The 26,025-nt window shown below is 63.5% G+C and carries 22 protein-coding genes and 4 pseudogenes; 18 read left to right on the top strand and 8 right to left on the bottom strand.

The window, feature by feature from the left end:
- Positions 1 to 589: 589 nt before the first annotated feature.
- Positions 590 to 1,714, bottom strand: a complete 1,125-nt coding sequence (locus HCU76_RS22815; protein ID WP_218510731.1) for a HAMP domain-containing sensor histidine kinase — start codon at positions 1,712 to 1,714, stop codon at positions 590 to 592.
- A 520-nt stretch (positions 1,715 to 2,234) separates the two neighbouring features.
- On the opposite strand from HCU76_RS22815, the gene HCU76_RS22810 reads away from it, so the two are divergent.
- The 3 genes from HCU76_RS22810 (at position 2,235) to HCU76_RS22800 (ending at position 4,674) form a co-directional block, all read left to right on the top strand.
- On the top strand, positions 2,235 to 2,954 hold the full coding sequence (locus tag HCU76_RS22810) for a Crp/Fnr family transcriptional regulator (RefSeq protein WP_213958986.1): 720 nt from the start codon (positions 2,235 to 2,237) through the stop codon (positions 2,952 to 2,954).
- A gap of 124 nt (positions 2,955 to 3,078) precedes the next feature.
- Complete coding sequence (locus tag HCU76_RS22805) at positions 3,079 to 3,906, top strand: transglutaminase family protein (RefSeq protein ID WP_213959981.1); 828 nt, start codon at positions 3,079 to 3,081, stop codon at positions 3,904 to 3,906.
- A gap of 375 nt (positions 3,907 to 4,281) precedes the next feature.
- The gene (locus tag HCU76_RS22800; protein ID WP_218510730.1) at positions 4,282 to 4,674 is read left to right on the top strand and encodes a hypothetical protein; all 393 of its coding nucleotides are present in this window, start codon (positions 4,282 to 4,284) and stop codon (positions 4,672 to 4,674) included.
- 676 nt (positions 4,675 to 5,350) lie between these two features.
- Here the strand turns inward: HCU76_RS22800 and HCU76_RS37265 are convergent.
- Positions 5,351 to 6,067: a transposase gene (locus HCU76_RS37265; RefSeq protein WP_345944813.1), complete on the bottom strand. Its 717-nt coding sequence runs from the start codon at positions 6,065 to 6,067 to the stop codon at positions 5,351 to 5,353.
- A 118-nt stretch (positions 6,068 to 6,185) separates the two neighbouring features.
- Here HCU76_RS37265 and HCU76_RS22790 point away from each other — a divergent pair.
- Both HCU76_RS22790 and HCU76_RS22785 read left to right on the top strand, forming a co-directional pair.
- Positions 6,186 to 6,575: pseudogene (locus HCU76_RS22790) on the top strand (autotransporter domain-containing protein); the annotation flags it as partial.
- Positions 6,464 to 6,997, top strand: a complete 534-nt coding sequence (locus HCU76_RS22785) for an autotransporter domain-containing protein (RefSeq protein WP_256354379.1) — start codon at positions 6,464 to 6,466, stop codon at positions 6,995 to 6,997. The pseudogene HCU76_RS22790 and the gene HCU76_RS22785, both read left to right, overlap by 112 nt.
- A 161-nt stretch (positions 6,998 to 7,158) precedes the next feature.
- Here the strand turns inward: HCU76_RS22785 and HCU76_RS22780 are convergent.
- A pseudogene (locus tag HCU76_RS22780) lies at positions 7,159 to 7,317 on the bottom strand (IS630 family transposase); the annotation flags it as partial.
- Between the two features lie 23 nt (positions 7,318 to 7,340).
- Between HCU76_RS22780 and HCU76_RS22775 the strand changes: the two are divergent.
- Positions 7,341 to 7,556 (top strand): annotated as a pseudogene (locus HCU76_RS22775) (DDE-type integrase/transposase/recombinase); the annotation flags it as partial.
- 453 nt (positions 7,557 to 8,009) lie between these two features.
- Here the strand turns inward: HCU76_RS22775 and HCU76_RS22770 are convergent.
- On the bottom strand, positions 8,010 to 8,930 hold the full coding sequence (locus HCU76_RS22770; RefSeq protein ID WP_213959796.1) for a LysR family transcriptional regulator: 921 nt from the start codon (positions 8,928 to 8,930) through the stop codon (positions 8,010 to 8,012).
- A gap of 88 nt (positions 8,931 to 9,018) precedes the next feature.
- On the opposite strand from HCU76_RS22770, the gene HCU76_RS22765 reads away from it, so the two are divergent.
- The 8 genes and pseudogenes from HCU76_RS22765 to HCU76_RS22730 all read left to right on the top strand — a co-directional run bounded on the left by HCU76_RS22765 (position 9,019) and on the right by HCU76_RS22730 (position 18,061).
- Positions 9,019 to 10,092, top strand: coding sequence for an LLM class flavin-dependent oxidoreductase (locus HCU76_RS22765; RefSeq protein ID WP_213959797.1), 1,074 nt, complete (start codon positions 9,019 to 9,021; stop codon positions 10,090 to 10,092).
- A 36-nt stretch (positions 10,093 to 10,128) separates the two neighbouring features.
- Positions 10,129 to 11,133, top strand: coding sequence for a flavin reductase (locus HCU76_RS22760; RefSeq protein ID WP_213959798.1), 1,005 nt, complete (start codon positions 10,129 to 10,131; stop codon positions 11,131 to 11,133).
- A 118-nt stretch (positions 11,134 to 11,251) separates the two neighbouring features.
- Entirely contained in the window at positions 11,252 to 12,607 is a 1,356-nt protein-coding gene (locus tag HCU76_RS22755; protein ID WP_218510729.1) for an MFS transporter, read from the top strand.
- A 103-nt stretch (positions 12,608 to 12,710) separates the two neighbouring features.
- Positions 12,711 to 14,363, top strand: coding sequence for a 3-(methylthio)propionyl-CoA ligase (locus HCU76_RS22750; RefSeq protein WP_213959800.1), 1,653 nt, complete (start codon positions 12,711 to 12,713; stop codon positions 14,361 to 14,363).
- Between the two features lie 50 nt (positions 14,364 to 14,413).
- Positions 14,414 to 14,845, top strand: coding sequence for a GFA family protein (locus HCU76_RS22745; RefSeq protein WP_213959801.1), 432 nt, complete (start codon positions 14,414 to 14,416; stop codon positions 14,843 to 14,845).
- Between the two features lie 212 nt (positions 14,846 to 15,057).
- On the top strand, positions 15,058 to 16,542 hold the full coding sequence (locus HCU76_RS22740) for a coniferyl aldehyde dehydrogenase (RefSeq protein ID WP_213959802.1): 1,485 nt from the start codon (positions 15,058 to 15,060) through the stop codon (positions 16,540 to 16,542).
- Positions 16,543 to 16,557: 15 nt separating this feature from the next.
- Complete coding sequence (locus HCU76_RS22735) at positions 16,558 to 17,091, top strand: NADPH-dependent FMN reductase (RefSeq protein WP_213959803.1); 534 nt, start codon at positions 16,558 to 16,560, stop codon at positions 17,089 to 17,091.
- A gap of 35 nt (positions 17,092 to 17,126) precedes the next feature.
- Positions 17,127 to 18,061: pseudogene (locus HCU76_RS22730) on the top strand (YeiH family protein).
- 250 nt (positions 18,062 to 18,311) lie between these two features.
- Here the strand turns inward: HCU76_RS22730 and HCU76_RS22725 are convergent.
- Positions 18,312 to 18,635 (bottom strand): cell envelope biogenesis protein TolA, encoded by a 324-nt coding sequence (locus HCU76_RS22725; RefSeq protein WP_213955562.1) that lies wholly within the window; start codon positions 18,633 to 18,635, stop codon positions 18,312 to 18,314.
- A gap of 285 nt (positions 18,636 to 18,920) precedes the next feature.
- On the opposite strand from HCU76_RS22725, the gene HCU76_RS22720 reads away from it, so the two are divergent.
- On the top strand, positions 18,921 to 19,955 hold the full coding sequence (locus HCU76_RS22720) for an IS630 family transposase (RefSeq protein ID WP_213959804.1): 1,035 nt from the start codon (positions 18,921 to 18,923) through the stop codon (positions 19,953 to 19,955).
- Between the two features lie 341 nt (positions 19,956 to 20,296).
- On the opposite strand, the gene HCU76_RS22715 is transcribed toward HCU76_RS22720, so the two are convergent.
- From HCU76_RS22715 to HCU76_RS22705, 3 genes are read right to left on the bottom strand one after another with little or no spacing between them, the layout of a single operon-like run.
- Positions 20,297 to 21,724 carry an efflux transporter outer membrane subunit gene (locus tag HCU76_RS22715; protein WP_213959805.1) on the bottom strand — a complete coding sequence of 476 codons (1,428 nt, stop codon included), beginning with the start codon at positions 21,722 to 21,724 and terminating at the stop codon, positions 20,297 to 20,299.
- A gap of 2 nt (positions 21,725 to 21,726) precedes the next feature.
- Positions 21,727 to 22,950 carry an HlyD family secretion protein gene (locus tag HCU76_RS22710; RefSeq protein ID WP_213959806.1) on the bottom strand — a complete coding sequence of 408 codons (1,224 nt, stop codon included), beginning with the start codon at positions 22,948 to 22,950 and terminating at the stop codon, positions 21,727 to 21,729.
- Positions 22,950 to 23,510: a DUF3302 domain-containing protein gene (locus HCU76_RS22705; RefSeq protein ID WP_256354360.1), complete on the bottom strand. Its 561-nt coding sequence runs from the start codon at positions 23,508 to 23,510 to the stop codon at positions 22,950 to 22,952. The genes HCU76_RS22710 and HCU76_RS22705 overlap by 1 nt, the downstream gene beginning before the upstream one ends.
- A gap of 529 nt (positions 23,511 to 24,039) precedes the next feature.
- Here HCU76_RS22705 and HCU76_RS22700 point away from each other — a divergent pair.
- The 3 genes from HCU76_RS22700 to HCU76_RS22690 form a co-directional block, all read left to right on the top strand.
- Positions 24,040 to 25,041, top strand: a complete 1,002-nt coding sequence (locus tag HCU76_RS22700) for a helix-turn-helix domain-containing protein (RefSeq protein WP_218510728.1) — start codon at positions 24,040 to 24,042, stop codon at positions 25,039 to 25,041.
- A gap of 77 nt (positions 25,042 to 25,118) precedes the next feature.
- Positions 25,119 to 25,520: a helix-turn-helix domain-containing protein gene (locus HCU76_RS22695; protein WP_213959809.1), complete on the top strand. Its 402-nt coding sequence runs from the start codon at positions 25,119 to 25,121 to the stop codon at positions 25,518 to 25,520.
- Positions 25,521 to 25,761: 241 nt separating this feature from the next.
- Positions 25,762 to 26,025: hypothetical protein (locus tag HCU76_RS22690; RefSeq protein WP_213959810.1), on the top strand; the 264-nt coding region annotated here is incomplete at its 3' end.

Raw genomic sequence — 26,025 nt, 5'->3', positions numbered from 1 at the left:
GACGGGTAGGCGTTGCAATCGTTGGCGCGCTGGGCGGGTTTCTCGCAACGCCTAACGGGTCCCTATAGATGGCGGGCAGCTTGCTCGAGCAGGCCGCGCAGTGCGATGCCCACCGGTGATTCAGGGTTCGACAGAAAGTGCACTTTGCAAGGGCCGTCCTCTCTCCTCGCCACAACAACTCCAGCATGACGCCGAGTTCGCTGAATTCAATGGCAGGCGGCGGACCGACGTTGTTCGTGGGCGATGCATTCATGACGACTCCAATCCGGCACCGAGGAGCGCTCAGCATGGGTGGGCGCCGATGAATCAGCTATCAGCGCCGACAGACTGTCCTCGAGAAGAGTGGAAGGATTCGTAGCATTTGTCCGTACGCCATCGCACATTTGTGCGGGTTGGAATGGACCTCGCCAACTTTTCGGCGACGTGCTGAATCGGAGGCCCGACGACGCCGCGCGTGGGCCTCGCCTGCGCCCGGCGAACACCTTGCTGCACCGACATGGATCAGATAGTTGTCCTCGACCGACAAGCGGAAACGGTGAATAAGTGGCTCAACGTCCGGGGGGGCCAAAGCGGCTGAGCAGGTTGGTCCTCACAAGATCCCGTGGCGCGGCAGGCGGATGGTGAAAACGCAACCGGTGCCCGGCACGTCCCGCACCGTCAGGGTGCCAGAGTTGGCCTCAACGCTTTGGCGCGCAATGGAAAGGCCCAGCCCCAGGCCCGACTTGTCATGGCTGTGCTGACTGAAGGGTGCGAACATTTTTGCAGCACTCCCGGGTGGCAGCCCGCCGCAGTGGTCATCGACTTCGATCAGGACGTGTTCGCCGGACTCATAAGCCGTCAAGGCAACTTCGGTGTTGGCGTGCGTGAACTTGAAGGCGTTCTGCAAAAGGTTTGCCAATGCGGCCAGCAGGAGTTCGCGATTGCCGCGGATGGCAAGCAGTGGATCTACAGCTGGCACCTTGAGGACGCAACCTGCGGCGCTGGCAACGAGTTGGGCCGCGGCATCGGCGTCCTTGATGAACGAGGCGACGGAAAATGTATGGCGCTGTTCAGGCGGGCCACTGCGCACCTCGGCGAGCCCCCGACTGATCAAGCCGCCCATCGTTGACAGACTGCGTTTCAGGACTGTCCCGGTGGCGCCGCCCACAGTCATGTTGCCCAGCTCGAGAGCGTGGATCGCAAGCGTTGCCGTCCCAAGGGCATTGCGCAGTTCGTGAACCAGAAATCCGAAACGCTCATTCGCGTCGAGGCTGTGCTGACGGGCGATTTGCGTATCCCGCTGATAACTGAACTCGGTGACAGCGTCCGCAATGGCATTGTCAAGGCAGCGATTCAGAGTGCGGAATTCGCCAATGGCGAACGGGGCGTCGCGTTCAAAGGCAAGGTCCGTGATCGCCTGGCAAAGGTCGCCATAGTCGTGAACGACCTGGTCCACCGTGTAGCCCAGCTTCAGCAGTTCCTTGCCATGGGCAGCGGCGCCCACCCCCATTTCAGACAAGTCTATCGAATCTCCGCCTGATGGCCCCGAGATCCTGATGCTGTCCGCGGGCTTGTCAGCATCTTCCGCTTCAAGGGTCTTGATCAGCTGGTCGAGGAACAACGGAATGCCGTTTGCCAACTGTTTTTCAGTGGCGGAGCGCTGAGGCCTCAGCGCAACCTTCGACTTGCAGCGTGAAACCAGCTCCTCCCGATTGTTGGCGAGAAAGTTACGCATGCTCCAGTCCTTGGATTTTGTCGGTTCATTTATCGGCTACCGCCCGCTTGTTCTTCAAAGGCGTACGACTTCTTGTTTAACCCTTCGAGGAAGGCCGGTCTGTGCGGTGTCAAACATACACAGTGGCGCACGCGCGAAAGCCTTTCGCTGAAAACATCGCGCGCGCGATGGCTCGCAAACGCACGCGGTCAATCGGCGTTGCCCCGGCGAATGGAAGTGGACATCCTTCACCGTTGTCGCTGAACAACTTCGTGCTTGGCCAAGCAACTGCGAAGCAACGACATCAGCTACGTGTCATGGAATATTGCGGAGTACCAGTTGCGTGCCGCGCGTTCCCCCGGCGAGCTGACTGGACTGGTCAGGCCCACTTACACCCGCCTGATGAAACACTCCCGTCGCGGTCACTGTGCGACACCGCACACAGGCGTTCCGCGATGCCTATACTGGCTTTCATCGTGAGCAACGCGGTGGACGCGGCTCCGACTGGATCTTGGTGCCTGTCTTGTTGCGGAGTTGCGTTATGCCCAAGTCCCCCGACCCCCTGGATAACCACTTGCTGTGCACATTGCCCGACGCCGAGCGGAAGCGGTGGTTCCCGGAACTCGAATCGGTCGACATGCCATTGGGACAGGTGCTCTACGAATCGGGCAGGGCGCTGAGCCACGTGTACTTTCCGACCACCTCGATCGTGTCGTTGCTGTACGTGATGGAAAGCGGTGCCTCGGCCGAGATCGCGGTGGTGGGCAACGAGGGCATCGTCGGTATCTCGCTCTTCATGGGCGGCGAATCTACGCCCAGTCGCGCCGTGGTCCAGAGCGCCGGCCATGGGTTCCGATTGAAGGCAAATCTCATGAAAAAGGAGTTCAACCGGGCCGGCCCGGTGCTGCACCTGCTGCTGCGCTATACCCAGGCATTGATCACGCAGATGGCGCAGACGGCCGCGTGCAACCGGCACCATTCGCTAGACCAACAGCTATGCCGCTGGCTCCTGCTGAGCCTCGACCGCCTGCAGGGCAGCGACCTCGTGATGACGCAAGAGTTGATCGCCAACATGCTCGGCGTCCGGCGCGAGGGCGTAACGGAGGGGGCGCTCAAGCTGCAGCAGGCGGGCCTGATCCGCTATGCGCGAGGTCACATCTCGGTGCTGGATCGCGCGGGGTTGGAGAAGCGCACCTGCGAGTGCTATGCAGTCGTCAAGTCCGAGTACGACCGGTTGCTTCCGGCGACCACCGCGACCTGAGGGCTTGCGAATGCCGCAGGGAAAAGGGACGCACCGGGTCTGTTTCGACTTCTAAGTACGGTGATACGCGGGCGAAAACTGCACGCACTGGTGGTGTGGCCTGGCGAAGCAACAGAGGGCGAGCATGCAACTACGCGTTGGTTTTGAAATGGTGTATCAGTGCCCCCAGCCGACGCCGATGATGCTGACCTTGAGCATCCACTATTCGCGTGCGTCCGACCTGGTGCGGCCCGATCGCCTGGTGACGAGTCCATCGGTACCGGTCACCGCGTACCGCGATCTGTTCGGCAACTGGTGCACTCGCATCGTGGCGCCCGCGGGTCGGTTCGTCCTCAATACCGACGCGCTGATCAACGACAGCGGCGCAGCAGATCTCGTCGCCCCGTGGGCAACGCAGACGCCGGTGGAGAATCTCCCGGAATCGACGCTGGTCTATCTGCTTGGCAGCCGCTATTGCGAGACCGACCAGCTCAGCGAAATCGCCTGGCAGCGCTTTGGCTCAGGCCCAATTGGCTGGGGTCGCGTGCAGGCGATCTGCGATTTTGTGCACCAACACATCAAGTTCGGCTACCAGAATGCAAGTCGGACGCGCACCGCGCTGGGCGGCTACAACGAAGGCCAGGGCGTGTGCCGCGACTACGCCCATTTGGCGATCGCGCTTTGTCGCTGCCTGAACATCCCGGCACGTTATTGCACCGGCTATCTTGGCGACGTCGGCACGCAGCCGCCTTACGCGCCAGGGGATTTTGCGGCGTGGTCCGAGGCTTATCTCGGCGATTGTTGGTACACCTTCGACGCGCGCAACAACACGCAGCGTATTGGGCGCGTGTTGATTGCGCGGGGCCGGGACGCCTGCGACGTCGCGCTATCCAGGGAATCCTTCAAGGTTTGGACAGACGAGGGCGGCAGCCTGAACTTTGGCTCTCAGTTGCGGCCCAAAGCTCAGCAATAAAACCCGCGTCTCACCTTTCAATGTGTCGGTGATTTTGGCCAAACCCAAACAAGGCTAGCTCACTGAGCGGTAGCGTACGGACGCTCGTCGGGACCTCACTACGAGACGAGGAACTGGCACGTGAAAACGGCTGAGCGAGGCTACGGACATTCTGTGCCCCGCCGCTGCCGCCTGAAGAGGAGCGCAGTCGATCCCCGTCCGTGGCGCGAACAATAGCAGAGCGAGATCAAGTCGCCTGACGGGGCAACGACCGAGGATTTCAGCGGCGCGAGCGATCGGCGTGGCGCCTCCGCCACGATATGGTTGAAGTGCTGGCGCCGGACCGACTTGCGGCACTACGATGGCGCGATGCGAAGCGCGCAGTGCCGAGCCCTGATGTTCAATAATTTCTTCATCGCGACGACCCTTGCGGGCGCGATGGCGATGGCAAGCCTGAGCCCCTTAGCCCATGCGCAAACCCAAGGCGTTGCGCCGCTGCACGGCGAGCAGCAGGAGGCCGACTACCGCGTGATCGCGGCACGCTGCGGGACTCCAGTATTCGAGAAAGCATTTACCCGCCGATCGAGAGCCGCCGTTGTCGCGGGACTGGTGTCTCCGAATCGCGAGGCGGCGAGCGTCGAGAAGACGATCACGGCGCTCAGGCGCAGCCCCCTCGTGCTGGTGACCGCATCCACTGAATGTCCGGCACAACTGGCACAACTTGAGGCGATCCAAAAGCAGCGCAGCGGACTTGTGACGCGCTCGCGAGCATCGACGTCACGGCCATAGACGACACCGCACGGAGGCCGATCAGCGATTCGGGTGCGCCAGGCAGTAGGTGAAGAACTTCCCAAGTTCCGTGGATTTGTTGCGGAAGGCGTCCGCACCAGCATCTTGACCTGTCGAGCGCATAGTTTGACAGTCGCCTACGCAGCGGTTGCTGCCTTTGAGGGTTGCTCGACCAACTCACGCTGTGACGACTCCAGTCGTCCCAGCGCGAAGAAGACCCCGGCATCAACGCCCGGTCTGAAGGTATTGCAGTCGTAGCTCGGCGGCATCTTGGCGGCTACCCTGCTATCGCAAGTTCGGACGACTGCTTCTATGAGGACTTGTTTGTCAAGTCTTTCAATCAACATCTGAATGGCGTTTCATGGTGACTACCTTCGTGTTGCTGAGCGGGTTCGGCCGTGGCGGCATTGGTGACACATCTTGATCCGAGGTTGGGGCGTGGCGAGCGTTCGAGCCAGTGCCCGAACGAACTTCTATCCGTGCAGGATGCGGACACCTTGCACCTCATGCTGCATGCGCGCGAAGCGCACTGGCAAACCCCGGTTACCGGCGCGCCCCTTCTTTCGTGACGGTCACTTCGATGCAGTGACCCGCAGTCGTTGCGGGCGCGTCGACCTTTGATCATGATGATGCGTTCCTCGGCCGCCATTCGTGAGAGCAGTCTGCTTGCGGGACTTCAGGCTGTGGCCGGCTTGAGCAAGGCCCCGGGCGGGATCTCGCCGTACTGAAGGTAGCGCCACAGTGCGATCGCCAGTCTTCTCGCCACGGCGACGATGCCCACGCGACGCATCCGCTTGCCGCCACCGGCGAAACGACGGTTGAACCACTGGGTCAAAGCGCTATCGGGTTGCAGGCGCAACCAGCTCCAGGCGAGTTCCACCAGCATGGTCCGTGCTCGCTTGTTGCCGGCCTTGCTGATGCCCTGCTCGATCTGGCTGTCGCCGCTGGCATATGGCGTGGGCGCCAACCCCAGGCAACCGGCCAGCTCGCGCCGGTTGGCAAAGCGCCGCCAGCCGAACACCTCCTTGACCAACACCCAAGCGCCCTTGGCTCCGATGGCGCGCAACCGGGCCAGTTGCGTCACCTGCGGGTGCTTGCCACCGGCCAGTCCCTCGCGCCGCTCGGCCTCCATCGCCTTCACCTGCTGTTTGACCAACGCAAGCCGAGCGCTCTCGCGCTCGATCTCGGCGCGCAACACAGGCGGTACCTGCTCGCAATTGCGTTCCCACCAGCGCGCCCAGTCGCGTCCGCCGATGATGACGTGCGGGCGAAGGTTGTGCAGCACCAGCAGCGAGCCGATGCGGTTCGTGTGTGAGGTGCGCTCCTTTGTCAGCCGGGCGAGTTCGCGGTGCGTGCGACGCGCATCTTCCTCCTCGGGCGTGGGCTCATGCACCACGGACCACACACGCTCGCAGCGGTGATGGGCGATGAAGCACCTGGGGCTTTCGGCACCGATTCGGTGACACCGACGCCGTGGGCCTTGCCGAGCCGGCACGCGCCGGGCCTGGGGACGCCTCGTGTACGCGGACCTGGACGTGGCAGAGCCCGGCGTCGCGGAGGCCCGGACCGCCATGCGGGTGAGCGGCCTGCAGGCCGGCACCGACCTGCTGGTGACGGACACCTGGCGCGCGGGCGTCTACGTCGGCTATCTGGACGGCAACGCCGATGTCAGCGGCAATGCGCATGGCATCTTCAACACGGCTGTCGGCAGCAATGACCTGAATTCGCGCTTCCTGGGCGCCTACGCGACCTGGATGGATGCCAGCGGCTGGTACTTCGACAGTGTGCGCTGCAAGGGGCCAGCCACCGCTACGACGTCCGACCGGCCGGGAATCCTACGGTCTCGGGCAAGGCCAGCGGCTTCACCGCCTCGGTGGAAGGCGGCAAGGCGTTTGCGCTGAACGAGCGCTGGAGCATCGAGCCGCAGGCGCAACTGGCCTGGCAGCACAACAGCATCGACGACCTGCTCCTCAGCGGCGCGCGCGTACAGCAGGACTCGGCCAGCGGCTGGATCGCCCGGCTGGGCTTGCGCATCAAGGGGGATCTGGCCACTGCCGCCGGGCGGCTGCAGCCTTATGGGTGCCTGAACTTCTACCGCGCGAACTTCGGCGGCGATGCAGCCCTATTCATCGGACCGGCGGCATCGACCGCCATCGCAAGCGAGGGCAGCTACAGCGCCAGCGAAATCGCGGCGGGCGCGACCCTGGCGCTGTCATCGACGACAAGCCTTTGCGGCGAAATCGGCCACCAGTGGAACATGGGCGGCGATGCCAGCGTGAAGTCCTCAGTGCAAGGCTCGCTCGGCATCAAGGTGCGTTGGTAGCAATGCAGTTGAAGCACGGCAAGTAGCAACGCCGTCGCCATCAGCCTTGTGGAGATCGAACTTCGACTCCATCGAACGGCGGCTCGCGGGTGTTGTGCAGACGCTAGCAAGCGGTGGACGACAGGCGGCTCATGGCCGGGGCCGGGGCTAGCTAATGGGTGGCTCTTCTCGTCCACGCGTAGCACCATGGCCTTGAGCGGCGGATACAGGTACAAGCCCACGATGTCACGAACCTTCTCCACGAACAGCGGATCGCTGGACAGTTTGAACGTCTCCTGGCGGTGCGGCTGCAAGCCGAAGGCGCGCCAGATGCGTGCAACGGCCGTTTGCACCAGAGCATTCCTTCCGCAAAGCGCTAGAGACGCAAGGCCGCGCTCCAGTGAGTATGACGCTGGATGGCTATGCTGCCTCGCACCGCGCGGTGCGAGAACTGCCAGCACAGAGCACGCTCTGGAAACACACACGGCTGCGATCATCCAAGTATCTGAACAACATGATCGAGCAAGACCATCGGGGCGTGAAGTCGCGCATCAACCCCATGCTCGGCTTCAAGGTCTTCGACCGGCGGCGGTGACGATCGCCGGCGTGGAGTTGCTGCATCGCTTCGCAAGGGACAGTTCAATCTTTGCCGGTTGGGCCTTCAAGGCCAATTCGCGGCCGCGATCTGGAACGCGGGGCTTTCGGCCTGACCCGGCGCGAACGCACTCGCGCGGCTATTCGGCCACGTCGAAAATTCGCACCAGAGCCGAGCAGCGCACCAGTCTCCGTTGGGAACGCTGGACGAATCGACGAATCCGGGCCGACCTCGAAGGCAAACTTCCGAGGAAGTGCGGCAAGCAGCAGGTGCAAAATAGCCTTTCGTCGCCGTGGCCGGGCGAATGCTTCTTCGTGGCAGTGCACCGGCGGTGCACTGCCGTCGACAAGCGGGAGCGTTTTCAGTTGCCTGGTGCCGGCCGCTACAGGCTAGTTGTTCCGGGGCGCGGGAAGATGCCTGGCGATCGGGTTCGTACCGTCACGCCACGTCAGCCACCACGTGTCGAATCTTCTGCAGCATCCACGCGAGCGCCTGGTCGGCCTCGAAGCGCTTGTGCCACGAAAGGTAGAGCGGCGAAGGCGCAAAGGGCAACGGCGGTTCGTGCACGCTGAGGCCGAACAGATCCGCGAAGGTGGCGCCCATACCGCTGGGCAGGTTGCAGATGTAGCCAGTTCGTGCCGCAATGACCGGCATCGATATGAAGTGCTGCGCGATGGCCCCGATAGGACGCTTCAACCCGCGTTCGGCGAGTGTCTGGTCGACGATCGTGCCGCGCCGCTCCGGTGTACGTATGACGATGTGCGGCCGCTTCAGGTAAAGCTCGAGGGGGAAACGCCGCTTGACCAGTTTTTCGCGTTTCCAGATGAGGGTGACCAGGCCGATCTCGGCCGCAACTTCGCTGCGCACGCCCGACCCCTTCACGGCTTGGCCGTCGATGACGGCATCCACCTGGCCCGATTCGAGCAGTTGTCGACCGAGGTCGCCCTCCGGCACCGCGACCAGCTTGATGAGAATGCCCGGTGCCTCGCGGGCAACCTCCTCGATGAGTTGGGGCGCCATGGAGAACTCCACCATGTCGCCTGCACCGATCCTGAATTCGCGTTGTGCGAGCGATGGCACAAAGGCCTCGCCCGCCTGCAATGCGAGTCCGATCTGTGCGAGCGCTTCGCGCACTGGAGCGACCAGCGACTCGCCACGCGCCGTCGGCACCAAGCCTTCCTTGCTCGACACGAAAAGTTCGTCGCCCAGCGCGTCGCGCAATCGACGCAAGGCATGGCTGACGGCGGGTTGGCTCAAGGCCAGCTTGTCACTCGCTCGAGTGACGCTGCGCGTCTCCCATAGCTTCAGAAAGACCGCAAGCAGGTTCAGGTCGAAGTTGTCGACATTCAGTTTGTGCATGCGTGCTATCCAAAGAGTTCATTGTACTTATGGCTTGATAGGCGATGCAATAGAGGCCTCAACAGACATTCACCACGGAGACACGCACATGAGCAACACGACACCCCTTTCGATGGGCTGGTTCTGCCCCACCCTCGGAGACACGAGTGCATTCGGCGATCCGTCGCAGAGCATTCCTCAATCGCTCGAACACTTCGAACGCGTCTCGCTGGCGGCGGAAGCTGCCGGCTTCGACTACATGCTGGTGCCGGTTTCGCCCGTTTGCTGGGACGCCTGGGTCTCGGCCTCCTTCATGCTGGCCCGCACGAAGAAGCTCAAGGCACTGGTCGCCATCAAGCCGGGCTTCTTCCATCCAGTGGCGCAGGCCAAGATGGTCTCGACGATGGACCAGTTGTCCAATGGCCGCGTCTACCTGAACCTCATTGCCGGCATCAGCGAGAAGGACGCCGCGGCAGAAGGCCAGTACGTTTCCAAGGAAGAGCGCTACGCACAACTCGAGGAAGAGGTCCGCCTCATGAAGCGACTCTGGGCCGAGGAGGGTGTCCAGTTCAAGGGCGACTACTATCACGTCGACGGCCCGAAGATCCTACCGAAGCTCGTGCAGAACCCGCACCCGCCTTTCTTCCTGGGCGGCGGCTCCGAACAGGCGGCCGAGATCTCGGCGCAGCACTCGGCCGTGCATCTCTTCTGGGGCGACTACCCGGAGAAGATCCGCGAGGAAATCAATCGGATGCGTCAGCGCGCGACCAAGTACGGACGCGAGAGCGAAATCAAGTTCGCGATGCGCCTGCAGATCATCTGCCGTGAGACCGAGGCCGAGGCATGGGAAGCCGCGGACCGCCTGATCGAAGGCGCCAACGAAACCGCCAGCGCCAAGGCCATGGTGAAAGCACTCGAAGGCTCCACTTCTTCCGCGGCCAATGCACGCCAGAAGGAACTGTCGAAGACGGTCGGCCGCAAGATGACGCCGCACCTCTGGACCGGCATCACCGAAGTGCGTCCCGGCGCCGGGGTGGCCGTGGTCGGCAACCCGCAGCAGGTGGCCGCGCAACTGCAGGAATTCGTGGACGCCGGCTGCTCGGGCTTCTGCCTGTCGGGCTATCCGCACCACGAAGAGGCCGAGCGCTTCGGCCGCCTGGTCATGCCCCTGCTCATGAACTAACGCGACCGACCCGCCCCCCCACAACGGAGACAAAACATGACTGCAACGATCGACAAGGGCCAGTTCCGCAAGGCGCTCGGCTCATTCACCACCGGCGTCACCATCGTGACCACGCGCGGTGCGGACGGCAAGGACTACGGGCTGACCGCCAACAGCTTCAACTCGGTGTCCATGGACCCGCCAATGGTGCTGTGGAGCCTCGGAAAGAACTCCTCGAGCATCGCGGCGTTCAAGGACACGGACTACTTTGCGGTGCACATCCTCGCGGCCGACCAGGAGGTCGTGTCCAACCGCTTTGCCAAGAGCGGCACCGACAAGTTCGCCGGCGCGCAAGTGGCGCGCGGGCACGGCGAGGTGCCGTTGCTCGACGGCTGCTCGGCGCGCTTCGAGTGCCGCGTCGCCTACCAGTACGACGGCGGCGATCACATCATCTTCGTGGGCGAGGTGCTCAACTTCGACCACTTCGCCCGACCACCCCTGATTTTCCATGGAGGGAACTACGGTTTGCTACTCAAAAAAGCCGATGAAGCAGACGTCAGCGCCACCTTCGGCGGCGACTGGCTCGGAAACCTGCTGGGACGCGCGTACTACCAGCTCCTGATGCCGATCAAGGCCGACCTGAAGGACAAGGGTCTGCGCGACGTCGACTACAACGTTCTGTCCGTGCTGAGCATGGGCGACAGCCGCACGTTCGACGAACTCTCCCAGCTTGTCGCGATCTCGGGTTACGAAGTCAAAGCCTCGGACATCCAGGCGCTGGTCGAACAAGGATTGATCAAGGTCGAGGGCGAGGGGCCGAGCGGCCTGGTCCGCTTCACCGGCGAAGGCCGCGCCTACGCCATCGAACTGCTCGCCGCGGGCAAGTCGGCTGAGGCCAATGCGGAGCGCGAGCTCGACTACCGCGAGGCGCAGGTACTCAAGTTGTTGCTCAAGCGTGTCATTCAATCCACCTCGAGTGGCCTGCCCAGCCATTGGCGCAAGGAGCACTTCTGGCGCGAGAACAACCTGTGGCGTGATGAAGTCGCGGCCAATCAAGCCTGAGTTCTGCAACGCAATGCATACAACAACGAGAGAGACAAGCATGGACATAGCAACATCAACAGAGCAAGGCGAAGGCCGCCCGGCAGTCAGCCCGGGCCGAGCGTGGTATGCCGTCGGCGTGCTCCTGGCCGCCTACATCTTCTCGATCATGGATCGCCAGATTCTGACCTTGCTGGTCGGACCCATCCAGAAGTCGCTTCACGTGAACGACACGCTGATCGGCTTGCTGCACGGCTTCACTTTCGCGGCGTTCTACGGCGTGATGGGCCTGCCGATCGCGCGGCTCATTGACCGTGGCAACCGCCGCGTAATCATTGCTGTTGGCATCGCCGTATGGAGCTTGGCCACTGCGGCGGGTGGACTTGCCACGGAGTACTGGCACTTGCTGGCCGCGCGCGTTGCCGTGGCGGTTGGCGAGGCGGTACTGGTACCAGGTACCGTCTCGTTGTTGGCCGACCTGTTTGCGCCGGAGCGTCGCGGTCGCGCGATGGGCGTATTCGGCGCGGCAGGGGCTGTTGGTTCCGGGGTGGGCCTGATCGCGGGCGGATTGATCCTCGGCGCCTACACCGCGTCGCGCCCCGTCCTGCCCTTCCTCGGCGAGATCGAGCCGTGGCAGGCGACTTTCATCGCCGTCGGACTTCCGGGTGTCGTCATCGCGTTCTTCATGCTGCTCGTACCCGAGCCTCGCATCGCGAGGAAGGGCATTTCAGGCGCTTCGAGCGTGGCAGAGGAAGCGGTCAGTGTGCCGATTGTTCAGGTCAAGGACTATATCGTGCAGAACGGCAAGACGATCACTTCGTTCCTGGTGGGCGCGGGCTTCTTCTACATGTGCGTGTATGGCTACGCAGGCTGGGCTCCGACGTATTTCGTGCGTCACTTCGGCTGGAAGTACCAGGAGATCGGCAAGGTGTTCGGTTTGCTGCTTGCCATCGCGGGACCGCTCGGCACTCTTTTCGCATCCTGGCTCGGTGACCACTGGCGCAAGCGCGGCATCGTCAACGCCTATATGCGCATCGCGCTGGTGGCGGTCGCAGGCCTCACGGCCTCGACCAGCGCCATGGTGCTGGTGCCCACCGCGAACATGGCGGCGGTCTGCCTCGGCCTGTCGGCGTTCTTCTCGTTCTTCCTGTTTGGCGTAGGGCCTGCGGTCATTGCGCAGATTTCTCCGGCCCCGATGCGTGGCCAGCTTGCGGCGCTCTACACTGGTGGCTTGAACCTCCTGGGCGCAGGCATGGGTCCGGTCGCGATCGGCTTGCTGACGGACTACGTGTTGCGTGATCCGAAGGCGATCAGTACCTCGATGCTCATCGTGTTCCTGGTGGCTGGTGCCCTGGCAACGCTGCTCTTCCGCAGTGGCCTGAAGTCCTACGCCGAGACGCTCAAGCGCGCTGCCGAGTGGCAACTCAAGCCGGAAGCGGCGCAGGGCTTCACGTCAGCGCCTGCGACCGGTGTCGCCGGGCTGAAGCCCCGCTGACCAACGCCGGGGCGGTGCATTCGCTCCGGTCACATCCCCAATGAACGTTCCTCGCAGCAAACCCATGCCGCAGGAACATCGCACGCAAATAAAGGAATAAATCATGTTTGGTTTGATGATGGATCGCCCGCTGCTGCTGTCGAGCCTGCTCGAGCATGCCGAGCAGCAGTATTCGGATGTCGAAATCGTTTCGCGCGAAACGCACGGCGACCTTTTCCGCTACACCTATCGCGATCTCGCGCGGCGCGCACGCCAACTCGCCAACGCGCTCGCCGCCCTCGGCATGGCCAGCGGATCGCGTGTGGCCACGCTGGCATGGAACAACCACCGCCACCTGGAGGCCTACTTTGCGGTCTCGGGCAGCGGTGCCGTGCTGCACACCTGCAACCCGCGCCTGCATGCCGAGCAGCTTGCCTACATCCTGAACCACGCCGAAGACGACATCGTGCTGTTCGACAGCACTTTCCTGCCGCTGGTCGAGGCCGTGGCGCCGATGTGCCCGGGCATCCGCGCCTTTGTGCTGATGACCGACGAAGCGCACATGCCCGCGCAGTCGAAGCTTCAGGGTCTGCTGTGCTATGAGACCCTGCTCGCCACGCAGGGCGACGCCTTCACCTGGCCCGAGTTCGACGAGCGCACCGCGAGCTCGCTGTGCTTCACCTCCGGCACCACCGGCAACCCCAAGGGGGTGCTGTATTCGCACCGCTCGACGATGCTGCACAGCTTCGCGCTGACCATGCCCGACACGCTGTCGCTGTCGGTGCGCGATTGCGTACTGCCCGTCGTGCCCATGTTCCATGTGAACGCCTGGGGCATCCCGTACGCGGCGCCGATGAACGGCTGCAAGCTGGTGCTGCCCGGCCCGCGCCTCGACGGCGCTAGCCTGTTCGAACTGATGGAAGCCGAAGGCGTGACTTGCAGCGCAGGCGTGCCGACGATCTGGCTCGGACTGGCGCAGTTCATGGAAAGCCAGGGCCTCAAGCCCTCGACCATGCGCCGCTCCGTGGTGGGCGGCTCGGCGATGCCGCAATCACTAATCCGCGACTTCGCGGAGAAGTTCGACGTCGAAGTGCGCCACTGCTGGGGCATGACCGAGACCAGTCCGCTGGGCACGCAGGGCGTGCCGCTTGCCAAGCACGCCGCGCTCGATGCCGAGCAGCAATATGCGCTGCGCAGCAAACAGGGCCGCGCCGTCTTCGGCGTGCAGCTCAAGGTGGTGGACATCGATGGCAATGCACTGCCGCGCGATGGCAAGTCCGCGGGAGAGTTGATGGTGCGCGGGCCCTGGATCGTCTCCGAGTATTTCAAGGGAGAGAAGCCCGCGCTGCGCGACGGCTGGTTCCCGACCGGGGACATCGCCACCATCGACGCCGACGGCACCATGCAGATCACCGACCGCGTCAAGGACGTGATCAAGTCCGGCGGCGAATGGATCAGTTCGATCGACCTGGAGAACGCAGCCATCGCCCATCCCGCGCTCGCGATGGCCGCGGTCATCGGGGTCAAGCATCCGAAGTGGGACGAACGCCCGGTGCTGTGCGCGGTGAAGAAGCCGGGCCACGAGATCGACGAGGCCGCGCTGCTCGAGTTCCTCGGCGGCAAGGTTGCCAAGTGGTGGCTGCCTGACCAAGTGATCTTCGTCGACAGCCTACCGATGGGTGCCACCGGCAAGATCCAGAAGATGGACCTGCGCCAGAAGTACGCCGACATCCTTTGCGGCGATGCGGTGACCTCGAATGTGAGCACGAGTCCATGACCACAACCTATCGACCGTTGGCAGCTTCATGCGATTGCGGCAGCAATCGCATGGTAGTGACCGCCGCGCCCGTCGCGCGTTTCATCTGCCATTGCGAGATCTGCCAAGCCTACACCGGCAAGCCGTTCTCGGATGTCACGGTGCTGCGCGCCCGCGATGTCGACATGTCCGCTGCGCGCTCGGTTGTCTACAGGAAGTACCGCTTGCCGCCGAACATCGAGCGAGGCAGTTGTCATGTCTGCGGCAAACCGGTCATCGAGTTCGGCCTGGCCGGCCCCGCCAAGCTGGCGTTCTTGCCCACCGGCAACTACGCGGACACCTCGACGCTGCCGCCTGCGTCGCTGCACATGTTCTATCACCGCCGGGTGAGCGACATACATGACGACTTACCCAAGCACAGCGGTTACTTCGCCAGTCAACTGGCCGTGGTGGGGCTGCTGTTCGGGGGGTTGACTGCCAAAGCCAAGCCATCGGAGCACTGAGCCGCGGTCGCCGGCGCGCGGCGGCCATCAGCGGTGCTGGGTCTGGCCCCCGACGCAGGTTCCCGCGGTCTTGGCGCAGCGGAGCGTAAGTTCTAAGCATTCAGTTTGTGCATTCAGCACATCGGAAACTTTCATTTTACTTATGAGACTGCCCGCGGTGCAATAGAGGCCTGAGAGACGCGATCCCAACAACACGCAGACAAGGACACATCATGAACAACGCACCATTCCAATCGGCCGGCAGCCTGGCCGCCAATGAACGCGTCGCGCGCATCTTCGCCGCGCAGCAGGCCGCCTTCGCCGCAGCACCCAGCGCGAGCGCGCCTGAGCGCCTGAGCCGGCTCAGGGCGCTGAAGCGTCAGTTATCGCGCTACCAGGACGTTCTGGCCGACGCCATGAGCCGCGACTTCGGCCACCGCGCGCACGCAGAATCGAAGATGCTGGACGTGCTGGGTTCAATGATGGAACTCAACCACGCGATCTCGCATGTCAAGCGCTGGATGAAGCCGAGCCGCCGCGCGACCGAGCTGCTGTTCCTGAGCAACAGCGTCAAGGTGATGTACCAGCCCAAGGGAGTCGTCGGCGTCATCACGCCGTGGAACTTCCCGATCTACCTGGCACTGGGCCCGGCCATCGCCGCGCTTGCCGCCGGCAACCGCGTGATGATCAAGATGCCCGAGGCCACGCCGGCGACCAACGCGGTCTTCAAGGCGATGCTGGGCGAGGTCTTCGCGGAAGACCTGGTGGCGGTGGTGGGGGAAGAATTGATCGACCCCAACGTCTTCACCTCGCAGCCGTTCAACCACATCGTGTTCACGGGCTCGCCAGCCGTCGGCAAGATCGTGATGCGCACGGCGGCTGCCAACCTGACGCCGGTGACGCTCGAACTCGGCGGCAAGTCGCCGGCCCTGGTCACGCGCAACTATCCCGTGGCCGATGCGGCCAGGCGCATCACGCACGGCAAGGCGACCAACGCCGGCCAGATCTGCGTCGCCCCGGACTACGCGCTGGTGCCGCGCGAACGCGTTGATGAATTCGTCGAGAGTGTGAGCCGCACCTACAAGGGCTTCTTCAAGGGCAGGACGGCCGGCAACCCCGACTTCACCGGCATCGTCGACGAGCGCCAGTTCCGGCGCATCCGGCGCATCCTGGAGGACGCGCAGGCCAAGGGCGCGCACATCGCGTCCTGTGGTCCTGCCCCCGTGGGCAACAGCCGCGCGCTGCCGCTGCAGATCATCACCAACGTCACGCCCGACATGCTCGTGATGAAGGAGGAACTCTTCGGCCCGCTGTTGCCGGTCGTTCCGTACGACACGATGGAAGAGGCCATCGCCTTCATCAACGAACGCGAGCGTCCGCTGGCGCTCTATTGCTTCAGCCACGACAGCGCCGAGCGCGACAACCTGCTGCGCCGCACCCACTCGGGCGGCGTTGCGATCAACGACTGGGGCTGGCATGTGGTGAACCACGATGCGCCCTTCGGGGGCATCGGCAACTCGGGCATGGGCAACTACCACGGGGAAGAGGGCTTTCGCGAGCTGTCGCATGCCAAGACGGTGTTCAAGCGCCATCGCTTCTTCCCGACTGACATGTTCTATCCGCCGTACGGCACCTTCGTCCAGCGCATGGCGCTGAAGTTCTTCCTCGGAAATCCGGATGCCACCCTCGGCACCTCGCAGGGCCACGGGCCTCGCTGAAAGACGCGTGCTTTCATGAAGACCGCCATCGTCATCGGCAATCCCAGATTGCATTCGCGCACCGCGCAGGCCGCGACCATGCTCGCCACCGCACTGACTGGCGCCCCACCTGGCACGACCATCGAACTGGCCGAACTGGGGCCGGCGCTGCTCGGCTGGAATGATCCGGCCGTCGAAGCCGCCGTAAGCACCGTAGCCGCCTCGCGCCTCGTGATCGTGGCGAGTCCCACCTTCAAGGCAAGCTACAGCGGCTTGCTCAAGCTGTTCCTTGACCAGTTCGCCGGCGGCACTGGCTTGCAGGGCGTAGTCGCCATTCCGCTGATGCTCGGCGCCACGGCCATGCACGGCATGGCGGCGGAGTGCCTGCTCAAGCCGGTGCTCGTCCATCTCGGCGCCGTGTGCCCCGCGCCCGGGCTCTTCCTGCTGGAGAAGGCCTTCGAAGACGGCTTGGCCATCCAGTCCTACGCCAATCGCTGGGGCCCTGCGGCGCGCATCTGCGCAGGCCTCCATGCATCAGGCGCCACCACCGAATCGAACCTGACATGCTGACACTGACCCAACTGCGACCTTCCAGATAGCAGGTCATCCTGCCCGGCGCGCTCACCGCGATCACCATCGCCCTCGCAGCGACATTCATCTCGGAGCACTACGGCGGCCCGCAGCTGCTCTATGCGCTGTTCTTCGGCATGGCGTTCAACTTCCTGGCCGACGATCCGCGCATCCAGTCCGGGATCGAGTTCGTCGCGCGCCGCTTGTTGCGCTTCGGCGCGGCGCTGCTCGGTGCGCGCATCACGATGGGGCAGGTGACGGCGCTTGGCATGGGCCCCGTCGTGCTGGTCGTGGTCGGGACGGTGGCGACGATCGCCTTCGGTGCCTTCCTCGGCAAGCGCCTGGAGCGCTCGACGACCGAGGGTCTGCTGACAGGCGGCGCAGTGGGCATCTGTGGCGCGTCTGCGGCACTGGCGCTCTCGGCAGTGCTGCCGAAGAACGCGGAGAACCAGCGCTTCACCCTGCTGACCGTGGTCGGCGTCACGTCGCTCTCCACGCTCGCGATGATTCTCTATCCCGCCATCGCCCGGCTCCTGCACCTGGATCCGACGGCGGCAGGCGTCTTCTTCAGCGGCACCATCCACGACGTCGCGCAAGTGGTCGGCGCGGGCACGATGATCTCGCCCGAAGCCGCGGACACGGCCACGGTCGTGAAGCTCCTGCGCGTGGCCTTGCTCGTGCCTGCGGTGCTCGTCTTCTCGCTGATGTATCGCGGCGACAAGACGGCGCAGGCCACCACCGTGCGGCCAGCACTGCTGCCGGGCTTCCTTGTCGCGTTCATGGTCTGGTGGGCGTGAACAGCGCGGGGCTCATCTCGCACGATCTGGGCGGCGCATTGAACCAGGTCTCACGCTGGTGCCTTGTCGCCGCGATTGCAGGGCTAGGCGTCAAGACCTCGTTCCAGCAACTGGCGGCACTAGGCTGGCGGCCGGTGGCGCTGATGGTCCGGCGCAGAGAACGCACACGTTGATCAGGCGCGTCGAACCTCCGTCAACTGATTGCAGCGGCGCGCGCCTGACGGTCCGCTAAGCGAATCGCCCGACGCGGGCCAATCACCGCCGCCGGGCGGGCCATACCAAAAAATACCCGCCGAAGCGGGTAAAAGAGTCCAGCGCAAGATTAAAAGCCGGGCTCTGAGGAATAGAGGTGCCGTGAAAGCCTGCCATGTGCGCTCGTTGGCTTCGGCCGAAGGCAGTTTTGGGGCTGCCTGCGAAATGACGTTACTTCGGCGTGCCGCCCTGAGTTGAACGGCGCTTCTTGGTGCCATCCTTGTTGGTGCGGCGCGTGTCCCGGGTTTCGGCACGCGCTTCGCCGCTGGTTGCGGCCTTATCTGTGCCGATTGCGCCGCCTTCAGGGGTTTTGGCAATGTCCCCGGCCGGAGCCTTCACCTGACCTTGGGCCTTCGAATTTTTCTTGGCCTCAGCGCGTTGCTGCGACTTGCTGTTGGTGGCGTTGCCTTGCTCATCCGAGGTGCCGGAAGGGTTCTGGGCATACGCACCTGCTGCGAAAAGGCCGGCGATCATGACGGCGAGAAACTTGCTCATGAAAAATGTCCTTCGGAAGTTGGTGTAAAGAACCTCTTTATCAATACAGAGGTACGCCGACAACGAGCAATCTCTATTGGCCGTTGACAGTTTCAATACGGCAACTTTGAAATAACTCAGCCAGCATCCTGCCTCCTTTTTACCTCTACCTTCTGGGGTTTGCAACGCACGGTCGTTTGGCGATGAAGGACGAGAGTGGCTCGATACGAAAAATCACTTACTCAGCAGTCGATAATTTAGGCTACAAAACTCGCCGCGGCAATCGAATTGATGATCCAATAGCGCATGAAGCGAGATGGCCGCACGCTGGATCACAAAACGCTTGAAGAGATTCGCCTGATGGCAGTCGAGCGAGTTCGCGATGGCGAGAAGCCTTCTGCGGTGATCGCTGCCTATGGCTTCAGTCGCACCACGATCTACAAATGGCTGAGGGCTTCTTCGGGGCGAGGCAATGGCCTCAAGGCGTTGCGCAGCACGCGCGGCACTGGCCGGCCGCGTACGCTGAGTCCCGCGCAGGAGCGCCAAGTGTTTCGTTGGATCAATGGACGCGACCCGCGACAGTACGGCTTGGACTTCGGGCTGTGGACACGCGCCATTGTCGTGACGCTGATCGAACAGAAGTTCGGCGCGAAGATGGGAGTAACGGCAGTCGGTGCGTTGCTGGCCAAGCTCGGACTGACCCCGCAAAAGCCACTGCAGCGCGCCTACCAGCGCAACCCGCAAGCCATCGAGCGCTGGCAGCGTGAAACCTACCCCGGCATCGCTGCGGCTGCGAGGCAAAGCGGGGGCGAAGTCTATTTCTGGGACGAGTCGGGTTTTCGGGCTGACACCGTGCACGGCAAGACCTGGGCGCCCAAGGGCAAGACCCCGGTCATTGAGCGTCCCGGCCAGCGCCAGTCGATCTCGGCGGCCTCGGCTATCAACGCCAGGGGAGGGTTCTGGTTCGCGACCTACCAAGGCGCGCTGAATGCCGAGCTATTCATCGAATTGCTCAAGATGATGATGAAGGGTCGCAGCGAGCCCGTGCACCTGGTGGTAGACGGATTGCCAGTTCACAAGAAAGCCAACGTGCGCGAGTACATCGAGTCCACCGAGGGCCAGCGGAGCATGCACATCCTGCCGGGCTACGCACCGGACCTGAATCCGGACGAGCTGGTGTGGAGTCACGTCAAGCGTACCGGCGTGGCTCGCAACCCCTTGCGAGCTGGGGAAAAACTCGAAATTCGCGTCGACCAGCAGTTGCGCGAGATGCAGAAGAACCGCCGGCTTGTTCGATCATTCTTCGAAACGCCTTCTGTCGCCTATATTTCTGACTGCTGAGTAAGGCCCGAGCGGTAGTAAGGTTGCTACCGCCGGAGAGTTTCGCGCTGGAGGTTGTGGCGCGCGAGGTGGGCGTTGGTGTGGGGACGCTGAAGCGCTGGCGTGAGGATGTGCAGTCCATGCCCGCCCGAGGGCGGGCATGGACTGCGGGCGCCCGGCTCGAGGCGGTGATCACGGCGGCGGCAATGCCTGAGGCCGCCAGGAACGCCTGGTGCCGGCGAGCATGGCGTGTACCCAGGTGATCTTGACAAGTCCTTGTCGAATGCACCAAGGTCAACGCATATTCACACACGCGATCGCAGGCGGCCAGCTTCAAGTGCTGGGTCGGGTGATGACTCATGTCATTGCTTGTATTGACTCGTGTGGATGTCCGATGAGCGCTCGCCAAAACTCCCGCCCAGCGCCAGATAGAGGTTGACACGCTGCACCAGTCGTTCGCTTCGCACGCGCAGCAGCGTCGATTGCGCGCCGTACAGCCGCAGGTTCTGTTGCAGTGTCGTGCGCAGGTCGATCGAGCCGACCCTAAAGCGCGTGTTCGCGAGGTCCAGCCCGCGCTGGTTGTCGACCACCACCTGGTTCAGGATGGCCTCGCGCTTGTCCAGCACGAAGACGGCCGATAGCGCGTTCTCGACCTCGCTGAAGGCACGCGCACCGGTGCGGCCGTACTCGGCCAGCGCCTGCCTCTGCTCTGCCGTGCGCAGCTCGACTTGCCCCTGCAACTGTCCGCCGAGGAAGAGGGGTGCGAGCAGGGATGCGCCACTGCTCCACGTCGGGTTGTCGCGGTCCTTGAGCACGAAGAGTTCGCTCGTAATGCTGGTGACCGTGGCCGTGAGCGAAATGGTCGGCAGGCGCGCGGCCTTGGCCTGTTCGGTGCGGTACATCGCGGCCGCCACCCGCCGCTCGGCTGCCACTACGTCTGGGCGCCGCTCGAGCAGGTTGGAAGGCATGCCGACCGGAATCGGCGCCGACGTGGCGCCCAAGCTGTCGGGCACGGCAAGCGTCGCGCCGGGGTAGCGGCCCGCCAGGATCTCCAGCGAGCGCAGAGCCTGCTGATAGGACTGGTCGAGGCTCTGTACCGTGTCGCGCAGGTTGTTGAGGCTGGCTTGCGCTTGGCTTACGTCGTACTCGTCGCCGACGCCCACGCGAAGGCGCTCGAGCGTGAGGCTTTCAAGCTGGGTCGAGGCCTTAACCGTGTCTTCGGCAAGCTGCTTCTGCATGCGCGCCTCGGTCGCCAGGAACCAGCCCTTGGCCACTTGCGCCGCGATGGACTGGCGCGCGTATTGCGCATCGAGCGCGGCCGACCCGTACTGCTGCTGGGCCGCGGCGGCCCCCGCACGCACACGGCCCCACAGGTCGAGTTCCCAGTTGACGAAGATGCCCACGCCTTGCAGGCCCGTGGCGTCGCCGCCCATCTTGCCGCCGCCGCGCCCCAGCAGGCTCACTTGCGGATACAGCGTGCCGGCCGCGACGCGTTGCAGTGCAGCCGCTTGCTCGACGCGCGATGCGGCGACCTGCAAGTCGTAGTTGTAGGCCAGCGCTTCCTGGGCCAGCGCATCGAGTTGCGAGTCGTGGAAGGTAGCGAGCCACCGGTCAGCAACCTCGCCGCTCGCCTCGCTGGGTGCCACCCATGCGGGCGGCACCTGGCGATTGGGCGCGGAAGTCGCGGCCAGCTCGTCGCGACCGGGCGGCGACTTGAGTGCGCAACCTGCGAGCATCGCCGCCGTGGCCGCGATCAGGGCCAAGGGAAGAAGGGGGCGGTGTGCGCGCATGCTCAGTGCAGTTGCAGGATCAGGTAGTTGAGGTAGGAACCCACCCGCATGACCACCTTTCGAAGGATCTGGATGTGGTGGCCGTGCTGGGTGTAGATGGCCGCGTGGCCCGCAGCGCCGGCCGCCAGAAACACGTCGCGGTCTTTGTCGGCAATGTCGAACTTGACCGCGTAGCGGCCCGCCGGCTGCGGCGCATAGCCTGACATGGGGACCTGCCCGCCGGCCTGCAGTTGGCCCTGGCCTTGCGCCCAGATGATCGAATCGACGCGGGCCTTGATGACCGTGCCTGGCAAGGTGTCGAGCGAGATCTCGGCCTCGTCGCCGTCGCGCACGGCATGCAGCTGGTTCTGGTTGAACAGGGCCACGACCTGGCCTTGTGCCTCCACCAGCGTCATCACCGGATTGACCGGCAAGCCCGCCACGAAGGCGCCGGCACGCAACTGAAGGTTGACGACGTAGCACTCGCAAGGCGACACGGTGGTGGTCTGATCCAGCAGCCACTTGGCGTTGTCGAGCTGCGCACGGATCTGCGCCACCTGCGCGTACTCGCCGTTGACCTGCGCGCCCAGGCGTTGCACCACCTGCTGCTCGCCAGCCAACGCCTGGGCTTCGGCGCCGCGGGCTTGCGCCTGCAGGCTGTGGGCGGCGTCGAGCTGGCCTTCCTGCGCACGCAGGTCGGTCTCGGCCTTTTCGAGGTCGAACTTGCTGCCGGCGCCGGTGCGCACGAGTTCGCGGTACTGCGCCGCGCGCTTGCGTGCGAGTTCGAGCGTAGCGGTCACCTCACGCAATCGGCTGGCGGCCTGCTGCATGGCGCCGCGCGCCTCCGCGACCTTGCCTTGGGTGCCCTTGAGCGACGCTTCCACCTCGCGCTGGCCGGCCTGCGCGTTGGCCAGTTGTGCGGTGAGGGTGTTCACATCGAGCTGGTAGGGCGTGCGGTCGATGCGAAACAGCACGTCGCCCTTGTGCACCAGGCGGTTGCCTTCTTCCACTGGCACTTCGATCACGCGGCCGCGCACCTGCGAGACGATCGGGATGGTGTACTTGTAGACGCGTGCATCGGGCGATGACGGCGCAATCACGTTGAGCGTCAGGATGAGCACGGTCAGCGCCACGATAGGGATGATCACTACCGTGATCTGCGTCACGGCGTTCCATGGCAGCCACTTGAGCTTGATGAAGATGAGCCAGACGAAGAAAGAATAGATGCCAAGCAGCAGCAGTTCCATTACGCGCCGCCTTTCTGCGCGGTGGCCGCAGCTTGCGCCCGCAGGCGCGCCGCCTCTTCGTAGTGCAGGCGCGTGAGCTCGTCCTTGAGGGCCCTCAGGCGCGGGGGCAAGGCGCCCCTGGCTTCCATCGCCTCGAGGTCCTCGCGCAGGTGGACGAGGTCTTCGCGCGCAAGGCCACCGGCGCGATGCTTCTCGGCCATCTCGTCGTAGTAGTCCTCGTGCTTGTCGGTGCCGTAGGCGGCGCGGTAGCCAATGGGCTTGGTGAAGGCCCAGAGCCACGCCAGCGGCCAGAGCAGCCCGCCGAACAGCAGCGAGAGCAGGCAAAGCGTGGTGATGGCATCGCGCTGGGGATGGTGCCGGTGGTGCGCGATCTTTTCAGGCAGCACGTGGACCAGCCAGAAGATAATGACGCCCACGATCGGCACGAAGCACAGGACGAAGATGGTGAGCCAGTCGGCCATCGTGTCCTGGAAGCTCGTGTCGCGTTCGGCTGCGGTGGCCGACAGGCATGAGCCAACCAGCAGGAGCGCAACTGTGAAGCGCCCGAGCCCACTTCCCAAGGGGGCCGTGTGCCGCATCCTTGCAAGAGTCCGGCAATGCCTGCAACGCATTCGTTTCATGCTCGCAGCCCAGTCCATCGCGCGCTCACTTCCGAGCTGCCGCGCCGCTCCTCAAGGAATAGGCCCGGCGGACCGTCCAACCCTGCTGACGCGACAAGCGAGACGCCGATAGTTCGAGAGATAGATCCGCCACGAATGTCGAGTCCCATGTGAACCTCCAGTCATCGCCGGCGTTGCAGTCCACCTGACGCGTTTGGCGAGAATGCTCTTGCGAAAGCAAAAGCGCTACGTAAAAACGGCAAGCTCGAACAACGTGGCGAACGCTTCGGATTCGGGGCGTCAACCCAGTCTTGTATTGACCTTGGCGCAGAAGCCAGTCCCGCGCGTCCCTTGTGACCTATTGCTACAAGCACGCAGGTGACAGACTCTCTACTCTACGGTAGAACCGCAGCGCGCAACCGCAATGTCCGACCACTTGGAAGCGATCGCTGATGCATGCAGTCTTTCTTGTTGACACAGGCCTGCCGTAATGCTGAACACAAATTCAGAGATGGCGGCACGCGCCAACGTGCGGGTGTTGAGCTTTCCCGAGTTCGATCAGTTCGCGGAGTCCCTGCAAGGCTTTCAGGGGCAGTATTTCATTACGAAGCGGCAGGTCCAGGAATGGAAACTGCAAATCATCGATCTTGATGGCGTTTCAATCATGACAGGACAGGAAGGCGCCGCGCGCATCTTCAACGGGGTCGGAAAGGATCATTGCTTCCATGTTTATTTCGTTCTTGACGGTCAGGGCGACGTGAAGACTGACGGCCGTGCACTCGGCACTTCGGACGTGGCCTGGACCGTCCCGCAACAGGCGTTCCACACCTTCAGTCAAGGCCCCATCCGCTGGCTCAATGTGTCCATCCGTGCCGACCTTCTGCAAGCCTGGGTGAACATTCACGAAGACGAATTCCCTCGGGCTTTGTTGACGCAAAGTATTGTCAAGCGGGCGTGCGCTGCAACTGCCGAACTTGAGCGAATTGTTGGCTCTTTGTCCAGCACCTCGGCAAATCCGCGCGAGAGCGCTCTTCGCCTGGCCGCGCGTCAGTCAGTACTCGATGCGACGATGCGCGCGCTTGTGCCGCTAGGAAATCACGATGCAAGCCCTGATCGAGCTGTCAATCGTCGAAGGATCGTGGATCGCGCCCTGCAAAAGTTGGAAGCGAGCGTCGGCGATGCCATCGACACCGCGCAGTTGTGCAACGCCAGCGGCACCTCCGAGCGGACGTTGCGCAATGCATTCCAGGCGCATTTTGGTGTCGGGCCTCACAATTACGTCATGCTGCATCGGCTACACGCGATACGTGAGCGTATACGCCGCGCGCAGCCATGCGACAGTGTGACCAGCCTATGCAGTCGCTTTGGCATCTGGGACTATGGCCGCTTTGCGCGCGCTTATCGGATGCAGTTCGGAACGCTACCTTCTCAGGACCTCTACGGCGACTCGCGATGGCCCCGGTCGGCCATCCGGCACGGCGACGTTCAATAGTTGAAATGGCTGCTTTTACGTAGTGGACGCGATCGAAGGGGTGCATGCTCGTGTTTTTTGCTGTGGGGGATCACGGCATGAACCATCGACGCAAAAGGCGTTCTCGCGACGCGCACGTAGTGCCCCCGTCATCGGGGGGGAGTGTCGTCGCCCACGTGCTCGCGCTCTCAGATGAGCTTGCGGGGCAGTTGCCGCCCCTGGCATTGCTTTGTTCAGAGCTCGGCATCAGCGAGCGCACCCTGCGAAACGCGTTCCACACCGAAACCGGGATGGCGCCAACCCGTTTTCTGCGACTTCGCAGACTGCATCTGGTGCGCGCCGCGCTCCTGGCGGCCGATCGCGAAGCACCCAGCGTCTCAGCCGTTGCAACGCGCTACGGCTTTCAAGACGGAGGACGAATGGCAGCCGCCTATCGCGCCCTCTTTGACGAGTATCCGAGCACGACGCTCGCAAGGCGTAGCAGCCAACTGTTGCGCTGACCGTCGGCTACCCCTTCCGATTTACCGTTTTTACGTAGTGAGCCGAGGGCCTGGAGCGCATGATCGGCAAATCCCTGAATCGTTCTTGCCATCACGATGCATTGACCCATTGAGGTAAGCCATGCCGAACGACGCCATTTCAGTTGATGTTGCAACGGATCCCAACGCACCGATTGTGCAGAGCGCTGAGACTGTTAGCGACTCGACACGGATGCATGGAGTTCCTGCAAGCGGGGACAAGATGAAACGACAGGCTTTCGCCGCTGCCGTCACGCTGGCCTTGTGCGGCGCATCGCATGCGCAGTCCAACGAGGAGCTCAAGGCCACGCTGGACCAGGCGATGAAGACGATCCAGGACCTGCAGGCGCGCGTGAAGAACCTGGAGCAGAAGGAGTGGGCTCCGCCCGCTGGCGCGACGGCCGCGCCAGCCGTGGCGGGCGCGGCAGCTGCGCCGGGCGCGCCACCCGCAGCACCTTCGGCGTTCTCATTGGGTGCACCTGTGATT

Source organism: Variovorax sp. dw_308, assembly GCF_019207085.1.
Taxonomy (GTDB): domain Bacteria; phylum Pseudomonadota; class Gammaproteobacteria; order Burkholderiales; family Burkholderiaceae_C; genus Variovorax.
This window is presented reverse-complemented; position numbering and strand designations above follow the sequence as displayed.

What these genes read in the sequence shown, in the direction of transcription:
- HCU76_RS22770 (WP_213959796.1), bottom strand. Translation starts at nt 8,930, where the DNA reads ATGCACAAACTGAATGTCGACAACTTCGACCTGAACCTGCTTGCGGTC.
- HCU76_RS22750 (WP_213959800.1), top strand. Translation starts at nt 12,711, where the DNA reads ATGTTTGGTTTGATGATGGATCGCCCGCTGCTGCTGTCGAGCCTGCTC.
- HCU76_RS22695 (WP_213959809.1), top strand. Translation starts at nt 25,119, where the DNA reads ATGAACCATCGACGCAAAAGGCGTTCTCGCGACGCGCACGTAGTGCCC.
- HCU76_RS22810 (WP_213958986.1), top strand. Translation starts at nt 2,235, where the DNA reads ATGCCCAAGTCCCCCGACCCCCTGGATAACCACTTGCTGTGCACATTG.
- HCU76_RS22765 (WP_213959797.1), top strand. Translation starts at nt 9,019, where the DNA reads ATGAGCAACACGACACCCCTTTCGATGGGCTGGTTCTGCCCCACCCTC.
- HCU76_RS22740 (WP_213959802.1), top strand. Translation starts at nt 15,058, where the DNA reads ATGAACAACGCACCATTCCAATCGGCCGGCAGCCTGGCCGCCAATGAA.
- HCU76_RS22735 (WP_213959803.1), top strand. Translation starts at nt 16,558, where the DNA reads ATGAAGACCGCCATCGTCATCGGCAATCCCAGATTGCATTCGCGCACC.
- HCU76_RS22760 (WP_213959798.1), top strand. Translation starts at nt 10,129, where the DNA reads ATGACTGCAACGATCGACAAGGGCCAGTTCCGCAAGGCGCTCGGCTCA.
- HCU76_RS22800 (WP_218510730.1), top strand. Translation starts at nt 4,282, where the DNA reads ATGTTCAATAATTTCTTCATCGCGACGACCCTTGCGGGCGCGATGGCG.
- HCU76_RS22710 (WP_213959806.1), bottom strand. Translation starts at nt 22,950, where the DNA reads ATGGAACTGCTGCTGCTTGGCATCTATTCTTTCTTCGTCTGGCTCATC.
- HCU76_RS22805 (WP_213959981.1), top strand. Translation starts at nt 3,079, where the DNA reads ATGCAACTACGCGTTGGTTTTGAAATGGTGTATCAGTGCCCCCAGCCG.
- HCU76_RS22815 (WP_218510731.1), bottom strand. Translation starts at nt 1,714, where the DNA reads ATGCGTAACTTTCTCGCCAACAATCGGGAGGAGCTGGTTTCACGCTGC.
- HCU76_RS22715 (WP_213959805.1), bottom strand. Translation starts at nt 21,724, where the DNA reads ATGCGCGCACACCGCCCCCTTCTTCCCTTGGCCCTGATCGCGGCCACG.
- HCU76_RS22745 (WP_213959801.1), top strand. Translation starts at nt 14,414, where the DNA reads ATGGTAGTGACCGCCGCGCCCGTCGCGCGTTTCATCTGCCATTGCGAG.
- HCU76_RS22700 (WP_218510728.1), top strand. Translation starts at nt 24,040, where the DNA reads ATGCTGAACACAAATTCAGAGATGGCGGCACGCGCCAACGTGCGGGTG.
- HCU76_RS22725 (WP_213955562.1), bottom strand. Translation starts at nt 18,635, where the DNA reads ATGAGCAAGTTTCTCGCCGTCATGATCGCCGGCCTTTTCGCAGCAGGT.
- HCU76_RS22720 (WP_213959804.1), top strand. Translation starts at nt 18,921, where the DNA reads ATGAAGCGAGATGGCCGCACGCTGGATCACAAAACGCTTGAAGAGATT.